14 protein-coding genes are annotated in these 22,857 nt (G+C 41.4%); all 14 read left to right on the top strand.

Annotated elements, in window-relative coordinates; all coding sequences use genetic code 11:
* The first annotated feature begins 41 nt into the window (after positions 1–41).
* The 14 genes from KW850_RS02515 (at position 42) to KW850_RS02450 (ending at position 22,755) form a co-directional block, all read left to right on the top strand.
* The gene (locus tag KW850_RS02515; RefSeq protein WP_218346005.1) at positions 42–4,793 is read left to right on the top strand and encodes an endonuclease; all 4,752 of its coding nucleotides are present in this window, start codon (positions 42–44) and stop codon (positions 4,791–4,793) included.
* A 198-nt stretch (positions 4,794–4,991) separates the two neighbouring features.
* Positions 4,992–5,351, top strand: coding sequence for a P-II family nitrogen regulator (locus KW850_RS02510; protein WP_218346004.1), 360 nt, complete (start codon positions 4,992–4,994; stop codon positions 5,349–5,351).
* A 3-nt stretch (positions 5,352–5,354) separates the two neighbouring features.
* Positions 5,355–6,662, top strand: a complete 1,308-nt coding sequence (locus tag KW850_RS02505) for an ammonium transporter (RefSeq protein ID WP_218346003.1) — start codon at positions 5,355–5,357, stop codon at positions 6,660–6,662.
* Positions 6,663–7,261: 599 nt separating this feature from the next.
* Positions 7,262–7,438 (top strand): hypothetical protein, encoded by a 177-nt coding sequence (locus KW850_RS02500; RefSeq protein ID WP_218346002.1) that lies wholly within the window; start codon positions 7,262–7,264, stop codon positions 7,436–7,438.
* A gap of 313 nt (positions 7,439–7,751) precedes the next feature.
* On the top strand, positions 7,752–10,109 hold the full coding sequence (locus tag KW850_RS02495; protein ID WP_218346001.1) for a bifunctional YncE family protein/alkaline phosphatase family protein: 2,358 nt from the start codon (positions 7,752–7,754) through the stop codon (positions 10,107–10,109).
* Between the two features lie 185 nt (positions 10,110–10,294).
* A complete protein-coding gene (locus KW850_RS02490) occupies positions 10,295–13,420 on the top strand; it encodes an efflux RND transporter permease subunit (protein WP_256358043.1) in 3,126 nt (1,041 codons plus the stop codon).
* Between the two features lie 215 nt (positions 13,421–13,635).
* Positions 13,636–14,565, top strand: a complete 930-nt coding sequence (locus KW850_RS02485) for a phosphate ABC transporter substrate-binding protein (protein WP_218346000.1) — start codon at positions 13,636–13,638, stop codon at positions 14,563–14,565.
* Between the two features lie 158 nt (positions 14,566–14,723).
* Complete coding sequence (locus tag KW850_RS02480) at positions 14,724–17,129, top strand: Ig-like domain-containing protein (protein WP_218345999.1); 2,406 nt, start codon at positions 14,724–14,726, stop codon at positions 17,127–17,129.
* A 180-nt stretch (positions 17,130–17,309) separates the two neighbouring features.
* Positions 17,310–18,293 (top strand): biotin/lipoyl-containing protein, encoded by a 984-nt coding sequence (locus tag KW850_RS02475; protein ID WP_218345998.1) that lies wholly within the window; start codon positions 17,310–17,312, stop codon positions 18,291–18,293.
* Positions 18,293–19,003, top strand: coding sequence for an ABC transporter ATP-binding protein (locus KW850_RS02470; protein ID WP_256358042.1), 711 nt, complete (start codon positions 18,293–18,295; stop codon positions 19,001–19,003). Before KW850_RS02475 ends, KW850_RS02470 begins: the two co-directional genes overlap by 1 nt.
* Positions 18,981–20,147, top strand: coding sequence for an ABC transporter permease (locus tag KW850_RS02465; protein ID WP_256358041.1), 1,167 nt, complete (start codon positions 18,981–18,983; stop codon positions 20,145–20,147). The genes KW850_RS02470 and KW850_RS02465 overlap by 23 nt, the downstream gene beginning before the upstream one ends.
* A gap of 232 nt (positions 20,148–20,379) precedes the next feature.
* Entirely contained in the window at positions 20,380–20,937 is a 558-nt protein-coding gene (locus KW850_RS02460; protein ID WP_218345997.1) for a PepSY-associated TM helix domain-containing protein, read from the top strand.
* A 166-nt stretch (positions 20,938–21,103) separates the two neighbouring features.
* A complete protein-coding gene (galE, locus tag KW850_RS02455; RefSeq protein WP_218345996.1) occupies positions 21,104–22,075 on the top strand; it encodes a UDP-glucose 4-epimerase GalE in 972 nt (323 codons plus the stop codon).
* A 272-nt stretch (positions 22,076–22,347) separates the two neighbouring features.
* Entirely contained in the window at positions 22,348–22,755 is a 408-nt protein-coding gene (locus KW850_RS02450) for a hypothetical protein (protein WP_218345995.1), read from the top strand.
* Positions 22,756–22,857 lie beyond the last annotated feature (102 nt).

Raw genomic sequence — 22,857 nt, 5'->3', positions numbered from 1 at the left:
GGTTCAAATATTCACCCAACCGAACCAGGAGGTGCAAGTATTTGTCTAGAAAGAACAAAAAGAATCTTAATATTATCCTTATAGCCATTTTGCTTATAAGTATGGTATTCCCAAATTACTATATGAAATCGGCCATTGCTGCTACAAACGCTACGGATCTATTTATCTCTGAATATATTGAAGGCACCGGCTTTAACAAAGCACTTGAACTTTATAATGGGACAGGTGCTCCTGTTAAATTAAGTGAATATACACTCGAACATTATAGTAATGGTGCATCAACAACTACTTTTAAAATGGCTTTATCCACTGATCCATCAGCAACACTTACAAGTGGATCAACATTTGTTATTTCACGAAGTGACGCTGATCCGGCTATCGTGGCAAAGACCAATTTATTGGATACTGGAAAATCAGTGATCAACTGGAATGGTGATGATGCCGTTGTTTTAAAACATAACGGGACGATTATTGATGTCATCGGACAAGTTGGATTTGACCCAGGTACTGCTTGGGGAAGCACTGTCAAAACAATGGACCAAACCATTGTTCGAAAAAGTTCCGTTACTGCTGGCGATACTAATCCAAGCGATCCCTTTGACCCAGCAACGGAATGGGATAACTTAGGTCTTAATGTGTTTACAAACCTTGGGGCCCATACCATGGATGGCGGTTCGACGCCGGTAGAAACGAAGGTTGCAAACGTAACGTTTTCACCTGCTGCAGGTGCAGTTGCAGAAGGAACCTTGGTATCTTTAGCAACCGCAACCGCTAGTGCGAAAATTTACTACACAACCGACGGTTCTACACCAACCGTTTCAAGCACAGAGTACACAGCACCGATTAAAATTAGTGCCGACACGACTATCAAAGCGATTGCTGTCAAAGTGGACTTAGAAAACAGCGATGTGTCAACGTTTGCTTATACGGTTTTACAAGCAAGTACGATTGCTGAAGTTAGAGCAGCAGCATTACAATCTAACGTTCAAACGAGTGGTGTAGTTACAGCTGTACTAGGCAGAGCGATTTATTTCCAGGATGCAACAGCTGGAATCGTCGCTTATACACCAACAGATAGCACGACGATTCAACCAGGAGATAAAATTACCGTTTCTGGTAAATTAACTGAATTCTCCACCTTGCTTGAAATCGAAGCCAACCATGAAAACATCATTGTGACCGGGAAAGAAGCGGTTCCTGCAGCTGAAGTGTTAACTGCTGCTCAGTTAGTGGAAAGCAAAGAAGCGAAACTAGTAACCGTTAAAAATGCAACAGTCGGAGCATTCTCTGGTGGAAACTACACAGTAACAGATGCGGAAGGAACAAGCTTCCAAGTTCGTCCGCCAAGTGCAACGATGATTGCGACAGGTACAACCTATGAAGCGATTACCGGAGTTCTAAGTGCCTTTAATGGCGTTTACCAATTAATTCCTCGGAACGACGGCGATATTTTACTAGATTCTAGTATTGTTCAAGCTGTTGTCGCTACTCCAGGTGCTGGATTAGTAACGGCAGGGACAACGGTCAGCTTAGCAACAGGTACTGCTGGGGCGGCCATTCACTACACGCTCGACGGAAGTGAACCAACAACTGCAAGCCCCGTGTTTACACAACCAATTGTTATTTCTAAAGCAACCACGATTAAAGCAGTTGCTGTTAAAGAGGGTTTGACAAATAGTGCGGTTGCAACTTTTGATTATGTGATTCAAGATGGCGCCATTCACATCTATGATATCCAAGGCAAATCGCACAACTCACTATTTGCTGGTAAAACCGTAACGGATGTAGAAGGTGTCGTTACGTATATTGATGGTACAAGCCGTTTCTTCATCCAAGATCTAGTGGGTGACGGTGATAATAGCACGTCTGATGGGATTCTTGTTTTCAAATCTGCTCACGGTGTAGCCATAGGTGACCGAGTGAAAGTATCAGGGAAAGTAACCGAGTTCTATGGCGAAGGATTTGCTGAGAAAACAACTACTGACTTAACGATTACTGAAATTGAAGCGACAACAATTACCAAGAATGGTACAGCCCCACTGCCAGCGCCAATTAAACTTGGTGTTGACCGAATTGCTCCAACAGAAATCATTGATAATGACCAATTTGCTGCCTTTGATCCAGAGGAAGATGCGATTGATTTCTGGGAAAGTATTGAAGGGATGTATGCACAGGTAGACGACGGGAAAGTGATTGCCCTTCAAAAAGACGGCTTAGTTTGGGTTGTTCCTAAAAACTATCCAACAAACGTGAATCCGGGAGGTCTACGTATTACAGCTACTGACACAAACCCAGATCGTATTGGGGTTGATGTTAGAAATGGTTCAACTGCTAATAAATCATACCGGGCAAAAATGGGTGACTTCTTTACGGGTTCTATTAAGGGTGTTGTGAACTACGGTTACAGCAACTATAAATTGATGACGCAAGAATCAAGTCTTCCAACCTTAACAGAAACACCAATCGTTCGTCCGGCAACAAAAATTACCCCAGCATCTGATAAATTAACGATTGGGACGTACAACGTTGAGAACTTCTCAACCACTACTCCAGATGCAAAGGTAACAAAAATTGCTGATGCTATTGTCAATAAGATGAAAAATCCTGACATTATCGGCTTAAACGAAATCCAAGATAACAATGGCGAAACTGATAATGGTACAGTTGATGGAGCACAAAGTGCCCAAAAAATTATTGATAAGGTCGTTACTCTGGGCGGACCAACGTATGCTTATACAGAGATCACACCAGTCAATAATCAAGATGGCGGTGCACCAGGTGGAAATATTCGCGTTGCCTTCCTTTACAATAAAACTCGCGTTTCGTTAACTGCAGGTGCGCCAAAAGGAACATCAACCCAAGCAGTGCGCTATGAAAATGGCAAACTTACGTTAAACCCAGGCCGTATTGATCCAACTAACGCTGCGTTTAATTCAAGCCGTAAACCACTTGCTGCTCAATTTGATTTCCAAGGACAAAACGTCATCGTGGTGGCAAATCACTTTAATTCTAAAGGTGGCGATACACCGTTATTCGGTAAAACACAGCCGCCAGTATTAAGCAGTGAAGTTCAACGTCATAAGATCGCAGCGATTGTCAATAACTTCGTTAAAGATGTTAAGGCAAAAGATGCAAACGCCAACGTGGTGTTATTAGGTGACTTTAATGATTTCGAATTCACGAAAACATTAGAAATCGCCAAAGGAAATGAATTAACGAACATGGTTGATAAAGTTCCTGCGGATGAGCGTTACAATTATTCCTACCAAGGGAATGCTCAGGAATTAGACCAAGTCTTAGTGACCAACAATATGGTTGCAAATACTTCTGTCGATATTTTACACATTAACTCAGGTTTCATGGAGGAGCATGGACGTGCAAGTGACCATGATCCAATTATTATCCAAACGCAGTTAAAAGCGGCTGGTGAAGTTTTACCACCAGTAACACCGCCAGCATCAACCAAAGTTTACAACTTAAACGGCTTTAAAACGAAGAAGTTAACGGTAAACAATGTAGGAGCTGACATTACCGTTAGTGCGGATTCCATCATTACAGAGGGGATTGTCATTAAAAGTTCTTACGCTAAACTTAAGGGAGAAGGCTTAAAGAACACAGTGATTACCCTTAGCCCGACAGCACCAGGTGCAGTGATAGATTTTGGCGGCCTTGTGGTGAAAGAAGTAGTTATTGATAATGAGAATATCAGCCAAATTAGAGGCATTGAGCAGGTTCAAAAGTGGACAGTGAAAGACGGTGTAGATACATCAGCCATTAAATTCACCAATGTGGACGGTTTGGTTCTACCGTCACCCATCGCTGCGCCGCCAAAAGTGAATCAAGCGCCCGTTGTAACTAAAGCGTTGCCGAATGTTTCCGTTCAAGTCGGCACTCCCGTTTCTGTAAATTTAAGCAGTTATTTTGCCGACCCAGATGGAGATCCTTTAACGTACACAACTACTGCAGGCACGGTCCAAGGAGCGACATTAACCGTGCAAACTCCTTTAGAAGGGACCATTAATGTGACTGTAACTGCCAATGATGGAACAAGAACCGTTAGTGGGTCCTTTACTATCACAGTAACGGCAGTGCCAGCTAATACAGTCGAAGCCTATTATCAAACGGCTGCTGGAAAAACAGGTGCGGACCTAAAACTTGCTTTACACTCAATTATTAAAACGCAAACAAAATTAACGTATGCACAAGTAACCGAAGCATTAAAGAAAACCGATGAAGACCCTGCGAATACAAATAATGTTATCCTTCTTTACACAGGCCGTTCGCAAGCAAAAACAACGTTCGGTTCAGGTGTAAATGATTGGAATCGTGAGCATGTATGGGCGAAATCCCATGGTAATTTTGGCACAAGCGTTGGACCTGGAACGGATATCCACCATTTACGTCCAACTGACGCCTCTGTAAATAGCACACGCGGCCATTTGGATTTTGATATTGGCGGCAAGTCTCAAGGTGAGTGCGCTGATTGTTATTACGACAGTGATTCTTTTGAGCCGCCTAACCGTGTGAAAGGTGACATTGCCAGAATGCTAATGTATATGGATGTTCGCTATGAAGGGGATGGCGGTGAGCTTAATCTTGAGCTTGCTGACAAAGTCAATACGTACCCAACACCATTCCATGGCAAGAAATCCGTTCTCCTCCAATGGAGCAAAATGGATCCACCGGATGCTTTTGAAAAACATCGCAATGATGTCATCGAATCCATTCAAGGCAATCGCAATCCATTTATCGACCACCCAGAATGGGCAGACTCAATCTGGCCAGTGAATTAATACGAAAACATGGGAAAAAGCATCTGCGATTGCAGGTGCTTTTTTCTTGTTTAAGTGGTGTCAGGCACCATAACTAAATTTTAGACTATTGAAAATTTACAGATTATAAGAAAAATATATTGACGGTAAATCAGGTGTGTTATATAGTTTAACAATATAATGTTAGATTATATAACATGAAATGAGGAGCCGATTCTCTTGAAAAAAATAGAAGCAATTATTCGACCTGAACGACTTACGGAGACAATCAAGGGTTTGAAAAATATGGGGATATTAGGTTTTACGGTTTCTCAAGTGGTTGGCAGAGGGAAACAAAAGGATACACAGGGAGTTTACCGTGGAAAAAATTATCAGGTAACCTTGCATCCTAAAGTGAAACTGGAGATTGTCTTATCGGATTATTTGGTAGAGTCCACGATTCGAACGATTGTGAATGCGGCCCAAACGGGTGAAGATGGAGACGGTAAAATCTATGTTTACCCTATTCTAGAGGCCTATAATATTCGAACTGGAACCATAGATGATGATATCGAAGATTTAGCAAATAAGGAGGGATGACTTGTGGAATTAATATACATTAATACGGTGTGGGTCGTCCTCGCAGCTGCGATGGTCTTGTTTATGGAAGGCGGTTTTAGTTTACTAGAGGCTGGGTTGGTACGAACAAAAAATGCCGTCAATGTCACGATGAAAATTTTTGTCGACTTAACCATTGGTGCTTTAGCGTTTTGGCTCATCGGATTTGCGGTCATGTTTGGAAAAGATGCGTTTGGATTCATCGGGACGAATCTATTTGGGAGCCCCGAAAAAATTACCCTTTCGATGGAACTGCCAAGTGTGGCTTTTGTTCTTTTTCAAATGGGATTTGCGGTGGCATGTGTTTCGATTATTTCAGGAGCAGTTGCCGAACGGATGAACTTTAAAGCCTACGTGGTCACGGCGGCGCTTATTTGTATTTTCATTTATCCTCTTTCTGGCCATTGGATATGGAATAGTGAGGGATGGTTAGCCAAGTTAGGAATGAAGGACTTTGCGGGATCGGCAGCCATTCATGCCGTTGGCGGCTTCGCGGCTTTTGCGATGGCAAAACTGCTGGGGCCAAGAAGAGGAAGATTTAATTCAGATGGAAGCTCCAATGTGTTTGCGCCAAGTAACATTCCCTTAGCGTCTGCCGGTGCCTTTATCTTATGGTTCGGGTGGTTTGCGTTTAATGCGGGGAGTACACTAGATGCTTCCAGTTCCGCACTAGCTCCGATTGCCATCAACACGATGTTAGCAGGAGCAAGTGGGGGAGCGGCGGCGCTATTCATGACGATGAAAAAGTTTGGTAAAGCCGATCCAAGTATGACGATTAACGGGGTGTTGGCAGGATTAGTTGCAATCACAGCGGGCTGTGCCTTTGTTTCGGAGTGGAGCGCGGTTCTCATTGGGACAATAAGTGGTGTGCTCGTCATTTTTACGACTCTTTTCGTTGATTTTCTGAAGGTGGATGATCCTGTTGGGGCAGTGGCCGTTCATGGTTTCAGCGGGGTTTTCGGAACGATTGCAGTGGGATTATTTGATTCAACGCAAGGTTTATTGACAACGGGTCATGTCTCACTATTAGAAGTGCAGCTCTTAGGTGCCATTGTCGTGATCGCTTGGGGGCTGATTGGCGGCACGTTTATGGCAAAGGTATGTGAAAAGACAGTCGGGTTCCGTGCAACAGAAAAGGAAGAAGAAGAAGGCTTGGATATGTCCTACCATGGCATTCCTGCTTACAATGAATTAGAGCGTTTTACCGACTTGCCAACAAGTTTGTTTAATTTTGAAGAAACCACAGGAATTACCGTTGCCTCACCTGCTAGTCGGAAAGAAAACGTGGTCTAAAGCCGGGAGACTTACTTTTACCTAAAAAAAGCCGAAAATAAACATGTTCATTTTTAGAACCTGTCTATTTTCGGCTTTTTTATTTTGTTTTTTTATCAAAATAAAAAGCACCCAAAAGGTGCGAACCTTATCATTTATTCATACTTTTAATACTTAAGGGCAATGAAGAGTGCAATAGGTAGTTAAAATAACTAGTCTAATAAACATCTCTAACATTTTAACAACTCCTTCTTTGGAATTGATTATTACTATTAATATCATATCCTTTGTTTATTAAATCCGTATTTATGAATTGTAAATATATTGTCAATTTTGTAGTAGCAAAGAAATAGATTAACAGCGATGAGCGTCTATTCATCCACTTTTTTATTTGTCTTCTTAGATTCAAATTTTAGTAACCTAATAGGAAAAATGGAATACATGAAAAAAAGAAAGGACGAAATGGACCAATCCATATTAATGTTTTGAAAATTTATTGTGAAAATTATAAATACTTAGTTAATGATTGTTAAGAATGGTTGATTCGTATTCTTTTTCTCACAAATTTTTATATCATGGGATTGTACCAAAATTTGAAACAATCAAGGAGGAAATAAAAAATGAAGGATTTAAAAAAATGGATGTTAGTGTTAATGGCGTCTTTCATGTTGGTAGGAATTGCCTCAGGTTGTAACAATGCAAAAACAGATGCGGATACAGAGCAGAATCAAGATAATGGCGGTACTGATTCCCAGGACAACGGATCTGATCAAGGATCAGATGAATCTGGGCAGTAATATAAAATAAGCAGCCAATCAGAATATAAAGGTAAATTTGCTCTAACTGCTGAAATTTCGGATGGAATAAATGAGATTTCTGCTGGATTTAAAAGAGTATATAACAGGGTAGCCTAAACTTTTGGGCACCTTTTTTTTGTAAATTTTTCTGGGCACTACGGAATATGTGGATTGTGATAAAACTACTAAATATGAAAAGCAATACTAAAATTTTCCTGTTTTTCTTTATATTTCTTTAAATCTACTTAACTTCTAATTTACATAGCGGGCGTAAGATGAAGCGTGTAACACATATGAAAAGGAGATGTTTTTTATGAAACGGAAAAAAATAGCGGCCCTTTCGCTTGCAACATTGCTTCTTGGTTCAACGTCTGCATATGCTGGATATACTCAGTTTGTCGGCCCTAAGGCAGATGGAACGGCTGTTACCCCTCATGGGTGGCCTGTTACTCCTGCTGGTCAGCAAGTGACGCTCGGTGACTTCCCAATGGGAGGTGTGCTAAGCCCGGATCACCGTTATCTTATTGTTTCCAATGATGGGCAAGGTGAACAATCTCTTCAAGTGATTGACGTTAACACCCGGGAGGTCGTACAGACTCTTCCATACAAAGCGCCTGAATCCCTCTATTATGGGGTCGCATTTAGCAACGATGGAAAAACCGTCTATGCTTCAGCCGGAGGCAATAACAAAATCCGTGTCTATGGATTTGAAAATGGGATGTTAACTGAAAAATCCCCAATCATGCTTAAAGATAGCAGCAAAACAAATTTCTATCCTGCTGGAATTTCTGTTTCCAAGGATGGAAAGTCGCTCTTGGCAGCAAATAATTTACATCATTCCGTTTCAAAAATAGACCTTGCCACAAATCAAATAGTCAAAACAATCGCTGTTGGGAAACATCCTTATGCAACTGTATTGAGTAATGATGGGACATCCCTGTATGTCAGCAACTGGGGTGAAAGCAGTATAAGTGTGGTGGATCCGGAAACGCTGACGATCAAAAGCACCATTCCCGTTGGGCTGCACCCGAATGCAATTATTGAAAATGCGGCGAACGGCATGATCTATGTATCCAATTCCGACAGCGATTCTGTTTCGATTATCGATGTGAAACAACAAAAAGAAATCAAGACCATTTCGCTAAGCCCATATAAAAATGCACCTGCTGGAAGTCAGCCTAATGCTCTAGCATTAAGCGAGGATGGCAAAACTTTATACGTTACAAACGGTGGAAACAACGACGTAGCAGTCATTGATCTACAAAAAGGGGAAGTAAAAGGGTTAATTCCAACAGCTTGGTATCCAAGTGGTATCTACTTACATGATGACAAATTGATGGTTCTGAATGCCAAGGGTCTTGGTGCTGGTTCCAATCGGGAAGGCCAGTACATCGGAAATATGATGAAAGGAACCATGTCCTTTATCGATGTTCCGGATAATAAGGAGCTGAAGAAATATACAAAACAAGTGGAAAAGAATAATCAAGAGTATAAACCAACAGGATTCAGTGCAAGCGAAAAATTCCCGATCCCTCGCTTCGAAGGCCAAGAATCACCCATTAAGCATGTCATTTATGTTATCAAGGAAAATCGTACATATGACCAGGTATTTGGTGATATGGAAAAAGGAAATGGCGACCCAAGCTTAACCATATTTGGTAAAGATATTACACCGAATATTCATAAGCTGGCCGATCAATTCGTTTTATTGGACAATTTTTATGCGAATGCTGAAATCAGTGCTCAAGGGCATAACTGGTCTACAGCGGCGCAGTCCAATGATTATGTAGAGAAAAACTGGCTTGCCAACTATTCGGGTCGAAATCGCGGCTATGATTTTGAAGGGGGCAATGAAGCAGCCTATCCGAAAGCCGGATTCTTATGGACGAATGCAAGCCGCTCCGGTGTATCATTCAGAAGCTACGGTGAATTCGTCAATTATGATAAAAATACCGGAAAATATGTAGCGGCTGAAGCAAGCATGGGTAACAATTTTGACCCTGACTATCCTGCCTATAATCTTAAAATTTCGGATCTTACCCGCTTTGAGGCATGGAAAGAAGAATTTAAGCAATATGAAGCTAACGGGAATCTTCCACAGCTGCAAATCGTTCGTCTGCCTAACGACCATACGCTTGGAACAAAACCGGGTGAATTAACACCACAAGCCATGGTGGCACAAAACGATTATGCGCTTGGTCAGCTTGTCGATATGGTTAGTAACTCTTCTTATTGGAAGGAAACAGCTATTTTTGTTACTGAGGATGATGCCCAGAATGGGTGGGATTCAGTTGATGCGCATCGCACTACATCTCTTGTGATCAGCCCTTATACTCAAACAGGCAGAGTAGACAGCACCATGTATGATACAACGTCGATGCTTCGTACAATGGAAATGATTTTAGGTATGAAACCAATGACACAGTTTGATGCTTCAGCGGTTCCAATGGTTAATTCGTTTACCCATAAACCTAAATTTACACCATATAAGGTGGAAGAACCAACTTATCCACTTAACCGGAAAAATGGAGAAACGGCACCAATGGCTCAAGAATCTAAAAAACTAGATTTCTCAGGAGTTGACCATGCCGATTCGGAAAAATTGAACAAGATTCTCTGGAAAGCAGCAAAAGGAGATAAACCATATCCAGGCGAAAAAAAGACTAATTAAATAATGCAAAGAGGGTGACCCCGAAAAAGGGTGTCAGGCACCATTACAGTATTCTGTCAGTGAGACCCGACACATGGGGCACCCTTTTATTATTAACGCACTTGTTAAAGGTGAATGTTTATTTTTAATAGAGCCGTTATTAAAAATGGACATATTGAGATTACTATTTTAAAAGGATGGTCTAAATGATGATTCGATTTATAGAAGGATCGATGAAACGGTCCGTTTTGATCCTGACATGTGTTATCCTGATTATCGCCTGGGGTGCTATGTCTGCAGTGCAGATGCAACGGGATTACTTACCTCCGATAAACAATACTGCCCTAATGGTCACGATTCAAGCCGATAAATATCAATCTAATCAGGTCAAACAAATACTTACCTCAAAGGTTGAGGAAGCGTTTGGATCTGTTGATAAGCTTGATTATCTAGAAACAAACTCTTTTGACGGCGGATTAATGGCGAGCCTCTATTTTCCAGGCCACACCGATATGGAAAAGGCGGAAAATGAAGTTAGGGCGGCTGTTGATAAAGTTAATTTACCGGATAGTGTGAAAACACCATTGATAACAAGGGTTAGTACGAACTCTTTTCCTGTCATGCGAGTAAGTTTGACGAGTCATGCCGAAAAAATTGATGAAAATCAATTACGCACAACTCTTCAAGATAAAGTGGCCAATGAGATTAAGCGTGTTCCTGGAGTCAGAGATGTCCGTGTCACGGGAGCGGGATATTCCGGATACTTGTTGATGTTGAAAGAAGATGCCCTCCAAAAATATGGGTTGACCATAAAAGACGTACAAGGTGCTATTGCTTCGATGCATCCAGTATGGCCTCAAGGAACAATCAAACAAAAAGGCGGACCTGATGGACAAGTATCCATGCCAATCCGTGTGACCGATTGGAACATCAATAGTGCTGATTTAAAAAATTTAAAGATTCCTGTTAAAGACGGGAAAACAGTTCGTTTACAGGAAGTGGCAGACATTAAGAATAGTTTGGTTGATTTACAAACGATTTCTAGAACAGCAGGGCAGCCGAGTGTGCTTCTTGAGGTCTTAAAGACGCCTTCTTCAAACATTACCGAAGTAACCGATCGGATCAACGAAAGGATCAAAGAAATACCAGAAATTAAGTCAGGAACAGTCGATCTTTCTATCTTATTAGACCAAGGGAAGGACATTAACGCTGCATTAAAGGGGCTGATCAAAGAGGGGCTTTTGGGGATTTTATTCTCTATTATCTGTGTCTTTTTATTTTTCAGGAATGTCCGTTCGACATTGATAATTGCTTTATCCTTGCCTATTTGCCTTCTTGGTGCAACAGCGATCCTAAAAACGATGGATGTTAGTTTAAATATCTTAACTATTTCTGGATTAATTGTAGCGATGGGCCGAGTGGTGGATGATTCGATTGTAGTCATCGACAATATGTACAGAAAACAAATGGAAACATACAACGGACAAATAACAGGTCGGGAATTGGCTGGCGGGGTGGTGGAAATGATTCCAGCCATTGTTGCTTCCACTGCAACCACCGTAGCAGTGTTTCTGCCAATTAGTATAATCGGTGGGATGATTAGTTCGGCTTTTTCTGGATTTGCCTGGTCGGTTGTCATCGCCCTTGTAACATCTCTTGCGGTATCCATTATTGTCGTACCAGCCTTAGCCCACTTATTATGGAAAAAATGGCCTATGAATAAGTCAGTGGAAATGGAGACAAGGGCGCAAAACATTCTTCATTGGGCATTTCTGAAGAAAAAATGGGTTGTAGGACTTGTTTTGGTGCTTTTATCCATCACCATTGCAGAAGCCGTGTTTCTGCCAGTTAATTTTTTTCCTAGGGGAAATTCAAAGGATGTAGCCATTCAGGTCGAGCTTCCTGAAGGAGTGCAGCTTTCCGATGTGGATGCGGAGGTGAAAAATATCGAAACCATCTTAAAAAATGATCCTGAGGTAGAAACCTATACTTCCACTCTAGGTTCGACATTTACACCGATGTTTGATGATGTTTTTGATGAAGGCGGCGGTTGGATGCAAAAGCAAAATATCGCCAATATTTCAGTTGGGATCAAAGATAAAAGTGACATCGATTCATTCGTAAAGAAAATGCGCCGGCAGTTTGGCAGATTATCAACATCTGCCGTCTATACCGTTTCCAATCAAAATATCTCTGGAGATGATTCCCGCTTAAAGGTCATTTTAACCGGGGGAGATCAACAAAGTCTTGCGAAAGCCAGCATAATGGTAAGAAGTAAACTGCAGATGATCCCTGGTTTAAGCGTTGAAGGAGCAGCAAATGATGCGGATGCAGCAGTGAAACATTATCTTTCACTTAATCAGGAAGTCATTCAACGCGCCGGTATAAATGTCGATGAAGTTCTTAATCGGATCGATCGTTATTTACCTAAAGAAATTAGAATGGATGTTTCCTCAGGTGAATGGAATACACCAATTTCCATTCGGTTAGACAATCAGAAAAGCCTAGTGGCACCTGGTGACCCGAATCCTGAAAAAACAATTTTATCTAAAATTGGCCATGAAATGTTTACGGCTAAGGACGGCTCAAAGATTTCGTTGGCGGAGATAACGACTTTGGAAACCAGTACCCAAACGGTTATCAGTGAGCAGGATGGTCATCCATTTGCTGCCGTGACGGGAAACATTATTACACGGGACATCGGAAAAGTAACCAAACAAGTGAATGAAACGATGAAAGGGTTGGATTTGCCTTTCGGTGTTGACTATTCCCTTGGCGGGATCTCTCAGCAAGTTAAGCAAATGGTGATGGAAATGGCCCTTACTCTATCTCTGTCTCTTTTGATAGTCCTGATGATAGTAAGCAGTGTTTTTCGTGGCTGGTATGCACCCGTTTCCGTCATCATCTGCATTCCGCTGGCGTTAATTGGATCGGTATGGAGCATGACCCTCTTCGGAATGGAGTGGAATCTCGCCGCTTTGATTGGAATATTGATGCTCGCTGGCATTGTCGTCACCAATGGCATTGTGCTTGTCGATAAAATTGAACGCAACATTTCTGAAGGGATGGAAGCAAAACAGGCAATCCTGCTAGGAACCTCTTCAAGGGTGCGGCCAGTGTTAATGACTGCAGGAACTACTATTTTAACCTTACTTCCATTAGCTTTCTCAAGTACTGGGAACACGATTATTTCACAAACGCTTGGTGTTGTAGTAGTGGGCGGTATGATTAGCTCCACACTGATTAGCCTCGTTGTTATACCGATTCTGTACGATTGGCTCAGTGGAAAAGTCAGAAAAGTAAAGATCAAGCAGCAACCGCTGTCAGCATAATTACTGTAAAGCAAATATCACCTGCCAAAGATGGCTGGTGATATTTTTTTTATGGAGAAAGGTAGATTTTAAGAAATAAAGACAATCCGCTTCGAATTTACAAAATACATCAAATCTATACAAAACTTTACAAACCATTAATACGCAATTAATAAATATGGATTAATCTTAAGCATGTGAACAACAACAAAACATTCATAGGGGGATTTAAAGAAATGAAAAGTTTGAAAAAATTAAGTCTGCTTACAGTGTTAGCAGCGTTAATGATTATCATGGCTGCTTGTGGCAGCGCAACTTCTACAGAAAAGACAGAAGGAACTACGAAGAAAGAAACGGCGCAAACTGAAGAAAAGAAAGAACTTTCTGGATCAATCACAGTTTCTGGTTCCTCTGCGATGCAGCCTTTAGTGGCAGCGGCTGCTGAAGAGTTTATGGCTGAAAATCCAAAAGTTGATATTCAAGTAAATGCTGGTGGATCTGGTACAGGTTTATCACAAGTTGCTGAAGGATCCGTTCAAATTGGTAACTCCGACGTATTTGCAGAAGAAAAAGAAGGCATCCCAGCTGATCAGCTTGTTGACCATAAAGTAGCTGTAGTAGGTATGACTGCTGCAGTTAACCCTAAAGTTGGAATAAAAGATATTAAAAAAGAAGATTTAATTAAAGTTTTCACTGGAAAAATCACAAACTGGAAAGAACTTGGCGGAAAAGACCAAAAGATCGTTCTTGTAAACCGTCCTGACTCTTCAGGAACTCGTGCAATATTCAATAAATTTGCGCTTGATGGTGCTACTCCTGCGGAAGGAATTACCGAAGATTCTTCAAACACTGTTAAAAAGATTATCAACGAAACTGACGGTGCCATTGGTTACCTTGCATTCTCATATTTCACTGACGAATCTGTAACACCACTTGCTATCGATGGCGTGGAACCTACTGCAGAAAATGTACAATCTGGTGAATTCCCTGTATGGGCATACCAACATTCCTATACTAAAGGGGAACCTAATGAATTAGCAAAAGCGTTCCTTGACTACATGATGTCAGATGATATCCAAAACACCCTTTTAAGCGAACAAGGATATCTTCCTGTTACAAAAATGACAGTTGAACGTGACTCAGAAGGCACTCAAAAAAATCTTTAAGACCTGTTTATAATGAAAAGATTGATATAAAAGTAGATAGGATTTTAGCCATTCCTTTCTACTTTTATTTTTCTAGGAACCTTAAAAATCAACTCAATAATTAATATTACACGTGTTTAGTAGATGATAGAAAAACTTATATCAAGGAGGATATCATAATGAATAAGAATAGTATGGTAAAAAAAGGTGCTGCTGTCGCTCTAACACTTGCGTTAACCATTCCTGCGGTCACACCGGCGTTTGCTGCGGGTAATAGCCAAATCAAGATTGACTCTGTTAAATTTAATGGAATGCCTGCCCCAACTACTATCGATAAAATGGTAGAAACGTATACAAGCGCAACTGTTGATGTTAAATACAGCAATGGAAAAGTTAAAACGTTCCCGCTATCATACAAACGACTTTTTAAATCAGAAGATAAAATCGCTATGAACAACGGTGAATTAATTCCAGCAGGAACACCGATTGATTATTATGGCGATCCAATTATGGACAATAGTGTTCCAGGATCACCACAGCCATTCGTTTCGGATGCACCGGATTCAAACAGCTTACTAAACCCAATTAACGGAAAACTTTACATGGTTACACATTATGAATATCAGACATTAGATGCGGCTGGTAATTCTGCCTATGGAATCGTTCCTGCTTCCATGTCATTAACCACTTTAGACCAAGATAAGAAGACTGGTGAATTGAAAGCTGAAGCGGTTAAGAAGATTGATTTTTCAGATGTGAATGGCCTTTGGATTCCTTGTAATGGATCACTTTCGCCATGGAATACACATTTAGGATCGGAAGAGTATGAGCCGGACGCACGTAACTATGAATTTGATGAGAAGTCATCGGCAAGAACTTCCGTTGAAAGCTTTTCACAGCTTTACTTTGGTGATAAATTAAAAGCAAATCCATATTTCTATGGATACGTTCCAGAAATCCAGGTAAAGAAAAACGGTAAAGTAAAAGTAGAAAAACATTATAGTCTGGGCCGCTTCTCTCATGAATTAATGAAAATGATGCCTGACAATCGTACAGCCTACTTTGGTGATGACGGCGGAAATACAGGTATGTTCATGTATGTAGCTGATAAAGCGAAGGATTTATCTGCTGGTACATTATACGCTGCTAAATTCGTCCAAACTGGGACTGAAAATGGCGGTTCAGGTGATTTAGAATGGGTTAAGCTAGGACATGCCAATGATAAGGAAATTCAAGCGATCATTGACAACGATATTAAATTCAGTGATATCTTTGATACGTCTGATACAGCGCAACCAGGTTTTAAAGCGATTAAACAATATTCTTACGGAAAAACTGAATATGTAAAACTTAAGCCTGGTATGGAAAAAGCGGCAGCATTTCTTGAATCACGCCGATATGCAGCGTACCTTGGTGCTACTACTGAATTCAACAAAATGGAAGGTGTCACATATAACGCCAAAGATAATAAGGTGTATATCGCTATTTCCGACCAAAGCGGCAGTATGGAAAAAGACAGCACAGGAACTGCACCTGCCGATGATATTCAATTGCCAAAAATTAAGTCTGGTGTAACTTATCAATTAGATTTAAAGAGCGCTCAAAAAGATAACAGCGGCCGCGGCATTCTGAGTAAATATGTAGCTACAACGATGTCAGGTTTACTTGCAGGTGAAGACCTTGCAACGGCTGATGCTTACGGTAATACAGCGAATGTAGATAAAGTAGCTAGTCCTGACAACTTAAGCTACTCTGAAGAAATGAAAACCTTATTTATTGGCGAAGATAGCAGTAAGCATACGAATAATTATGTATGGGCTTATAATGTCGATACGAAAGAGTTAACACGTATTTTATCGAACCCAGCTGGAGCGGAATCGACTGGATTGTTCGCGGCTGATGATCGTAATGGTTTCTCTTATATTATGAGTAACTTCCAACATCCTGGCGATGAATTAGACGCTAAAGCTATTACTGCCGTTAATAAAGAAGAGTTAAAGAGCGCAATGGAAAAAGAAATTGGCATTAATAAAACTGGTGGTGTTGGATATATCGCTGGACTTCCATCATTTACAAATATGCCAGATTTCACAGCTCCTGCAGCTCCAACCATTAACCAAGTAACGGATCAATCCACATCAGTTACTGGAAAAGCAGAAGCGAATGCGACAGCTAAGCTTTATGTAAATGGAAAATATCTAAAGAGTACCACTGTTGATAAAAATGGTAATTATAAATTTGTAATTGCTAAGCAACGTGCCGCAACAGAAATTAAGGTTACAGTGACAGATGAAGCTGGGAATGTAAGCACAGCAAAGAGTGTTAAAGTTGTCGATAAGACAGCGCCCGCAAAACCTTCTGTAAATAAAGTAACCTATAAATCTACTATTGTTACAGGAAAAGCAGAAATCGGCTCGACTGTCTATGTTTATAATGGAAAAAAATATGTAAGCAAAGCCGTTGTAGATGCAAAGGGAAATTACAAAGTAAAAATTAAAACGCAGAAAAAACATACAACCTTAACGATATTTGTTCTCGATAAGGCAGGTAATAAAAGCACTACTGTTACCATTAAAGTGAATTAAAAATTAACAAACAAGTTGGGTGTCAGGCACCATGTGAAAAGTTCACATGGTGCCTGACACCTTTTTTAATTTTCTTAAGGATAATTTAAGGTACGGACAAGATAATAGGCACATCAAATAAATACACTTCCCTGTTGGATGAGGACGTAATGGAAGCGGGGAGCGAAGGAGTAGGGATAGGTGAAGAAGTGGATTTGGATTCTAATAAGTGTTGTGGTTATTGGGTTTGTCGGGTTTCAGTATTATAAATCAAAGACGGTGAGCACGGAGACAGCGGCTCAAACACGAACCGCCGTTGTGCAACAAGGTAAGCTCGAAGTGAAGATTAGTGGTTCAGGTACGGTTGAACCGGTAACGAGTGAAGATATAAAAGCAACAGATGATAATGACGAAATTGATGAAGTGTTGGTTTCTGCTGGTGACAAAGTAAGCGAGGGGGATGAATTAATTACCTTCACTGATGATAGTGATCCGATTACAGCCCCTGCAGATGGGACGATTACAACTCTTTCTGTTTTAGAAGGAGAACGGGTAACCAATGGCCAGGTGGTCGCTCATCTTACTGATTACAAGGATTTACAAACAGTTGTACAAGTTGATGAGTTAGACATTACCAAAATTAAAAAGAAACAGACGGTTAGCATCACGGTAAGTGCGTACCCTGACAGCACCTTTACTGGAAAGGTAACAGGTATTGGAGCAGAGGGAACATCTTCGAACGGAACATCGACTTTTGATGTCACCATTCACATTGATCAGCCGAAAAATTTAAAGGTCGGGATGAGTACAGAAGCGAGTATTTTAACCCAAAGTAAGGAAAATGCTCTCTACGTTCCAGTCGATGGGGTTTATACAAACAATAATGAGAAATATGTGATTGTGGCCACATCTTCAACTGACACCAGTTCAAATGCATCGGCAGGCACAAGCCAGCAAAAGACAGTAAAAACAGGGATTTCTACTGAAGAATATGTAGAACTAACAGAAGGAGTAACGGCGGGTGAAACGATTCAATTACCAGAACTCGCAACCAGCAGCAGCACTTCGAATCGACAAGGCGGTATGATGCAAGGCGGAATGGGCGGAGTAGGAGCCATGACTGGCGGCATGCCTCCAGGCGGAGGCCAGGCACCATCTGGTACAAGTGGAAGGAGTGGAAATTAATGAGTACCCCGATTATTCAAATTAAAAATATGATGAAAACCTATAAACTTGGCGGTGAAACGGTCCATGCCCTCAATGATGTGTCCTTAGAAATCCAAAAGGGTGAATTTCTAGCGATCATTGGTCCTTCCGGTTCGGGGAAGTCCACCTTAATGAACATGCTTGGCTGCCTTGATCGGCCAAATAAAGGGACTTATCACCTTGATGGCAAAGATATTGGAAAAATGGATGATAACAGCTTAGCGACCATCCGGAATCGGAAAATTGGCTTTATTTTTCAAAACTTTAATTTATTAACTAAGCTCTCGGCACTCGAAAATGTCGAATTGCCCTTGCTATATTCCGGTGTACCCACACGTGAAAGGCGTGAGCGGGCATTAGAAGGATTGGATAAGGTCGGCTTGAAGGACCGCGCCGGCCACCTGCCGACACAGCTTTCCGGGGGTCAGCAGCAACGGGTTGCGATTGCAAGAGCCCTTGTCGGCCAGCCGTCCATTCTCCTCGCCGATGAACCAACCGGTGCCCTTGATAGTAAAACAAGCAAGGAGATCCTCCTTTTAATGAAAGAATTGAATGAATTAGGACATACGATCATTTTAATCACTCATGATCTGGAAATCGCAAAACAAGCCAAACGAATGGTCAGTATTCAAGACGGCCAGCTGTTTGAGAATGGGGGTGTCCTGTTTGGGAATCTTGCAATCCATTAAAATGGCCCTTCGGAGTATCCAAAGCAATAAACTTCGGGCTGTCCTGACGATGCTTGGTATCATCATTGGGGTTTCGTCAGTGATCGTCCTGGTATCGATTGCCCAAGGGTCAGCGAAAAACGTGACAAGTCAAATCAATCAACTAGGAACCAACCTTTTGACTGTAAATACCTATAGCACCGATATTGAATTAACGGAGGACAAGATTAACGAGTTAAGTAAGTTGAATGGTGTCAAGGCTGTTGCGCCGGTGGTTTCAGGCCGGGTATATGTAAAAAAAGACAGAACTTCTTCACAGATTACCTTAACAGGAACGAATGCCGCATACTCAGACGTACGTGATGCAAAGGTCAGCCAAGGGCGCTTTATTACGGACTTAGATGTCGAGTACCGTCAAAAAATTGTCGTTCTGGGCTCAGAAACTGCCTCCACGTTTTTTGGCACCGTGAATCCGATTGGGCAATATATTCAGGTGTCAGGCACCTCGTTCAAAGTTGTTGGGGTATTGGCTTCGAAAGGAAGTTCACTCGGGCAGAGCGGGGATAATGTCGTCATCGTCCCATTGAGCACAGGTCAGCGTTTAGTTGGCAGCACGACGATTAGCACCGTTTATTTACAGGGAAAAAGCGAAGATCAAATGGATTTCGTCATGAATGAGGTTAAAATGTCACTTGCCAGCATGTATCCTGGTAAAAGTGACTACTATGGCGTGACCAACCAGCAAGATGTGATGGACACGATGAGTTCGGTGTCTGACACGATGACCATGATGCTGGGTGGAATTGCGAGTATCTCTTTATTGGTCGGCGGGATTGGTATCATGAATATCATGCTGGTGTCGGTGTCAGAACGGACCAAAGAAATCGGGATCAGAAAAGCGATTGGGGCAAAACGGCGTGATGTCCTCTTGCAATTTTTAATTGAGGCTGTTGTATTAAGTTCGATGGGCGGCTTAATTGGAATTCTTTTTGGATTAGGGTTAGGAAAAATCGTTTCATCATTGATGAGTTTAAGTATCGCCTACTCACCAACCGTGATCCTATCATCGTTCCTATTTTCGCTTGCCGTTGGCGTGGTCTTCGGTGTATTCCCAGCCAACAAAGCTTCTAAATTGAATCCGATTCAAGCGCTCCGTTATCAGTAGGGTTCACGTATAGGGATTTCAGCTTTCCTTTTAATTGCGAAATTTGGTTTCGCAAATAAACCCGGTAGTTTCGCAAATAAATGTGGGCGATTCGAAAATAAAATCCGGGGAGTTACGCAAACAAATCCCGAAGTTTCGCAAATAAACTTAGTTTTCTAGTAAAAAAAGCCGTCCAATGCGGCGATTTACAAGAGATGATCTATCCAAATCTACAAAAACGAGGAGAATGTATATGAAAAAAACGAGAAAAGCACACTTATGGATCGGTTTAATTTGTTCCATCTTTATCTTAATCGAGTCGGTGACTGGATTGCTCATGAACGAACCATGGTTAATCGGCCAAACGCAAATGGAAGGCAATCGTGGTAATTTTCAGCCTGGACAATTTAATCCAGGGTCCATGCAACAAGGAGCAGGTGCAGCATCAACAACCGATCCAAGCCAAGCGGAAGGGCAAACTCAAGGTCAGCCAGAATCTGGTAATCAAACTCAACCCCAAACTAACGGCCAAACCCAAGGTCAAACTGGAGCAAACGCAAACGGCCAAACTGGATCCAATGCAGCCAGTCCATTCACAGGCAGACCTGGAGAAGGAGGAACTAGTTCAATCACAAGTATCATCAGAGGCCTACACGAAGGAAGAATCGGCACAACCAATGTAAAATGGCTTGTAGATTTAGTGGCACTTGCGATGATTTTCTTAACCGGGTCAGGCATATTCTTATCCATGAAAGTCCTCAAAGCGGATAAAAAGAGAAAAAGTAGAAAAGCAGACGGCCAAGTGGCTTAGGCCAAGTAGCATAATAGTAGGAAATAGGGTGTCAGGCACCATGTGAAAAATTCACATAGTGCCTGACACCCTTTGGTGTTCGGGATTATACGCAAAATATGTTGTTTTTTCGACAAAATGTTATAATAAAAAAGGTAATTGAATTTCTAGCTAAGGGGAAATGAATATGATTCTGGTCGTTGGCGGAGCAGGTTACATTGGTAGCCATCTTGTAAAGGAATTAGTAGAAACGGAAGAAGTGGTTGTTCTTGATAACTTATCGACCGGTCACCGTGAAGCAGTGGATAGCCGTGCTGTATTTGTTGAAGGGGATCTTGGCGATGAAGAAGATTTAGGGATGATTTTCAAAAGTTATCCAATCAAGGCCGTTATGCACTTTGCTGCCTTTAGCTTGGTAGGGGAGTCTGTGGTAGACCCTTTGAAATATTATCAGAATAATGTGGCAGCTACACTTACCTTGTTAAAAGTCATGATAAAAAACAATGTGAAGAACTTTATTTTCTCTTCAACGGCGGCTACTTATGGAATTCCGGATGTGGAGCTGATCGATGAGACCACTCCAACTAGACCGATTAATCCATATGGACATTCCAAACTGATGATTGAACAAATCCTGTCTGATTTCTCCAAATCCTATGGTTTAAACTATGTGGTCTTACGTTACTTTAATGCAGCAGGCGCTCATGAATCAGCAGTGATTGGGGAAAGTCATGACCCAGAAACCCATTTAATCCCGATTGTCCTTCAACAATTATTAGGGCAGCGCGAAAAGATAGCTGTTTTCGGAACGGATTATGATACGGCTGATGGTACATGTATTCGTGATTATATCCATGTTACGGATTTAGCAAGTGCCCATATTCTTGCCCTTGAGGCATTATTATCCGGGAAAAAATCAACCGAGATTTATAATCTTGGCAACGGGCATGGCTATTCGGTAAAGGAAGTCATTGAAACATGTGAAAGAGTAACCGGCAGAATGGCGAACGTCGAAATGGCGGACCGTCGAGCGGGAGACCCAGCTATGCTAGTCGCTTCCTCCCAAAAGATTCATTCCGAACTTGGCTGGAAGGCAGAACGGAAACTAGAACAAATCATTGCCGATGCCTGGAAATGGCATCAACAACAACAGTATTAAAATTGGTGCCTGACACCATACCATACTTTTAGCAAAAACTGGTCCCACAAATTGTGGGGCCAGTTTTACTATCATTTCATTCTTGCCCTATGCTTGTCACCGCTGTACAAGGCGCTTCTACTTTTTAAATAATAGACAAACAATTCTGAAATAAAAACCGTTCCCCATTGCTTGCTGATAGGTTCAACGTTATAATCTAGTAAGATGGTAAAATAAAGGAAACAAGAGAGTCGATTTCTTATTCTTGTTTTATTTGTGCAGGAGGAAGAATAGTGAAGGTATCTAGTAAGTTAATCTTCATGCTAATGCTATCGATAGCGTTAGTAGGTTTAAGTGGCTGCGCTGAAAAGGAAAAAACTGCGAGTGAAGTTGAGAAGCAAACAGTAGAGAAGCAAACAGTAGAAGCAAAAACGGTCGAGACAAAGACTGCAGCGAAAACAGAAGAAAAAAAGGTGGAAACTAGCGAACCTAAAAAACAGGAAAACCAAGAAAAAGAGATTCATGATTTTGTATTAAAAAATACAAAAATTGTTCAAGTTTCAAACATTAGCCGACGGGTCCATGAAAAACACCCAGACTTAGGTCCCTTCTATGTAGTAAGAGGAATTGATGTAAGAGGACAAAAAAGTGAAGTTTGGATTAAGGATATGAAGATTTTTGAAATGACCAACTCAAAATAGTCACGTCTATTAAGGGAAACGACAACACCTAACAGGTGTTGTCGTTTCCCTTTTTTTATGCAGGCTGCATGACCAAGATAATAGAAATTTGTCGAGAAGTTT

Source organism: Bacillus sp. sid0103 (genome assembly GCF_019219025.1).
Note: the sequence above shows the minus strand (reverse complement) of the source record. Positions and strands in the feature narration are given on the sequence as shown.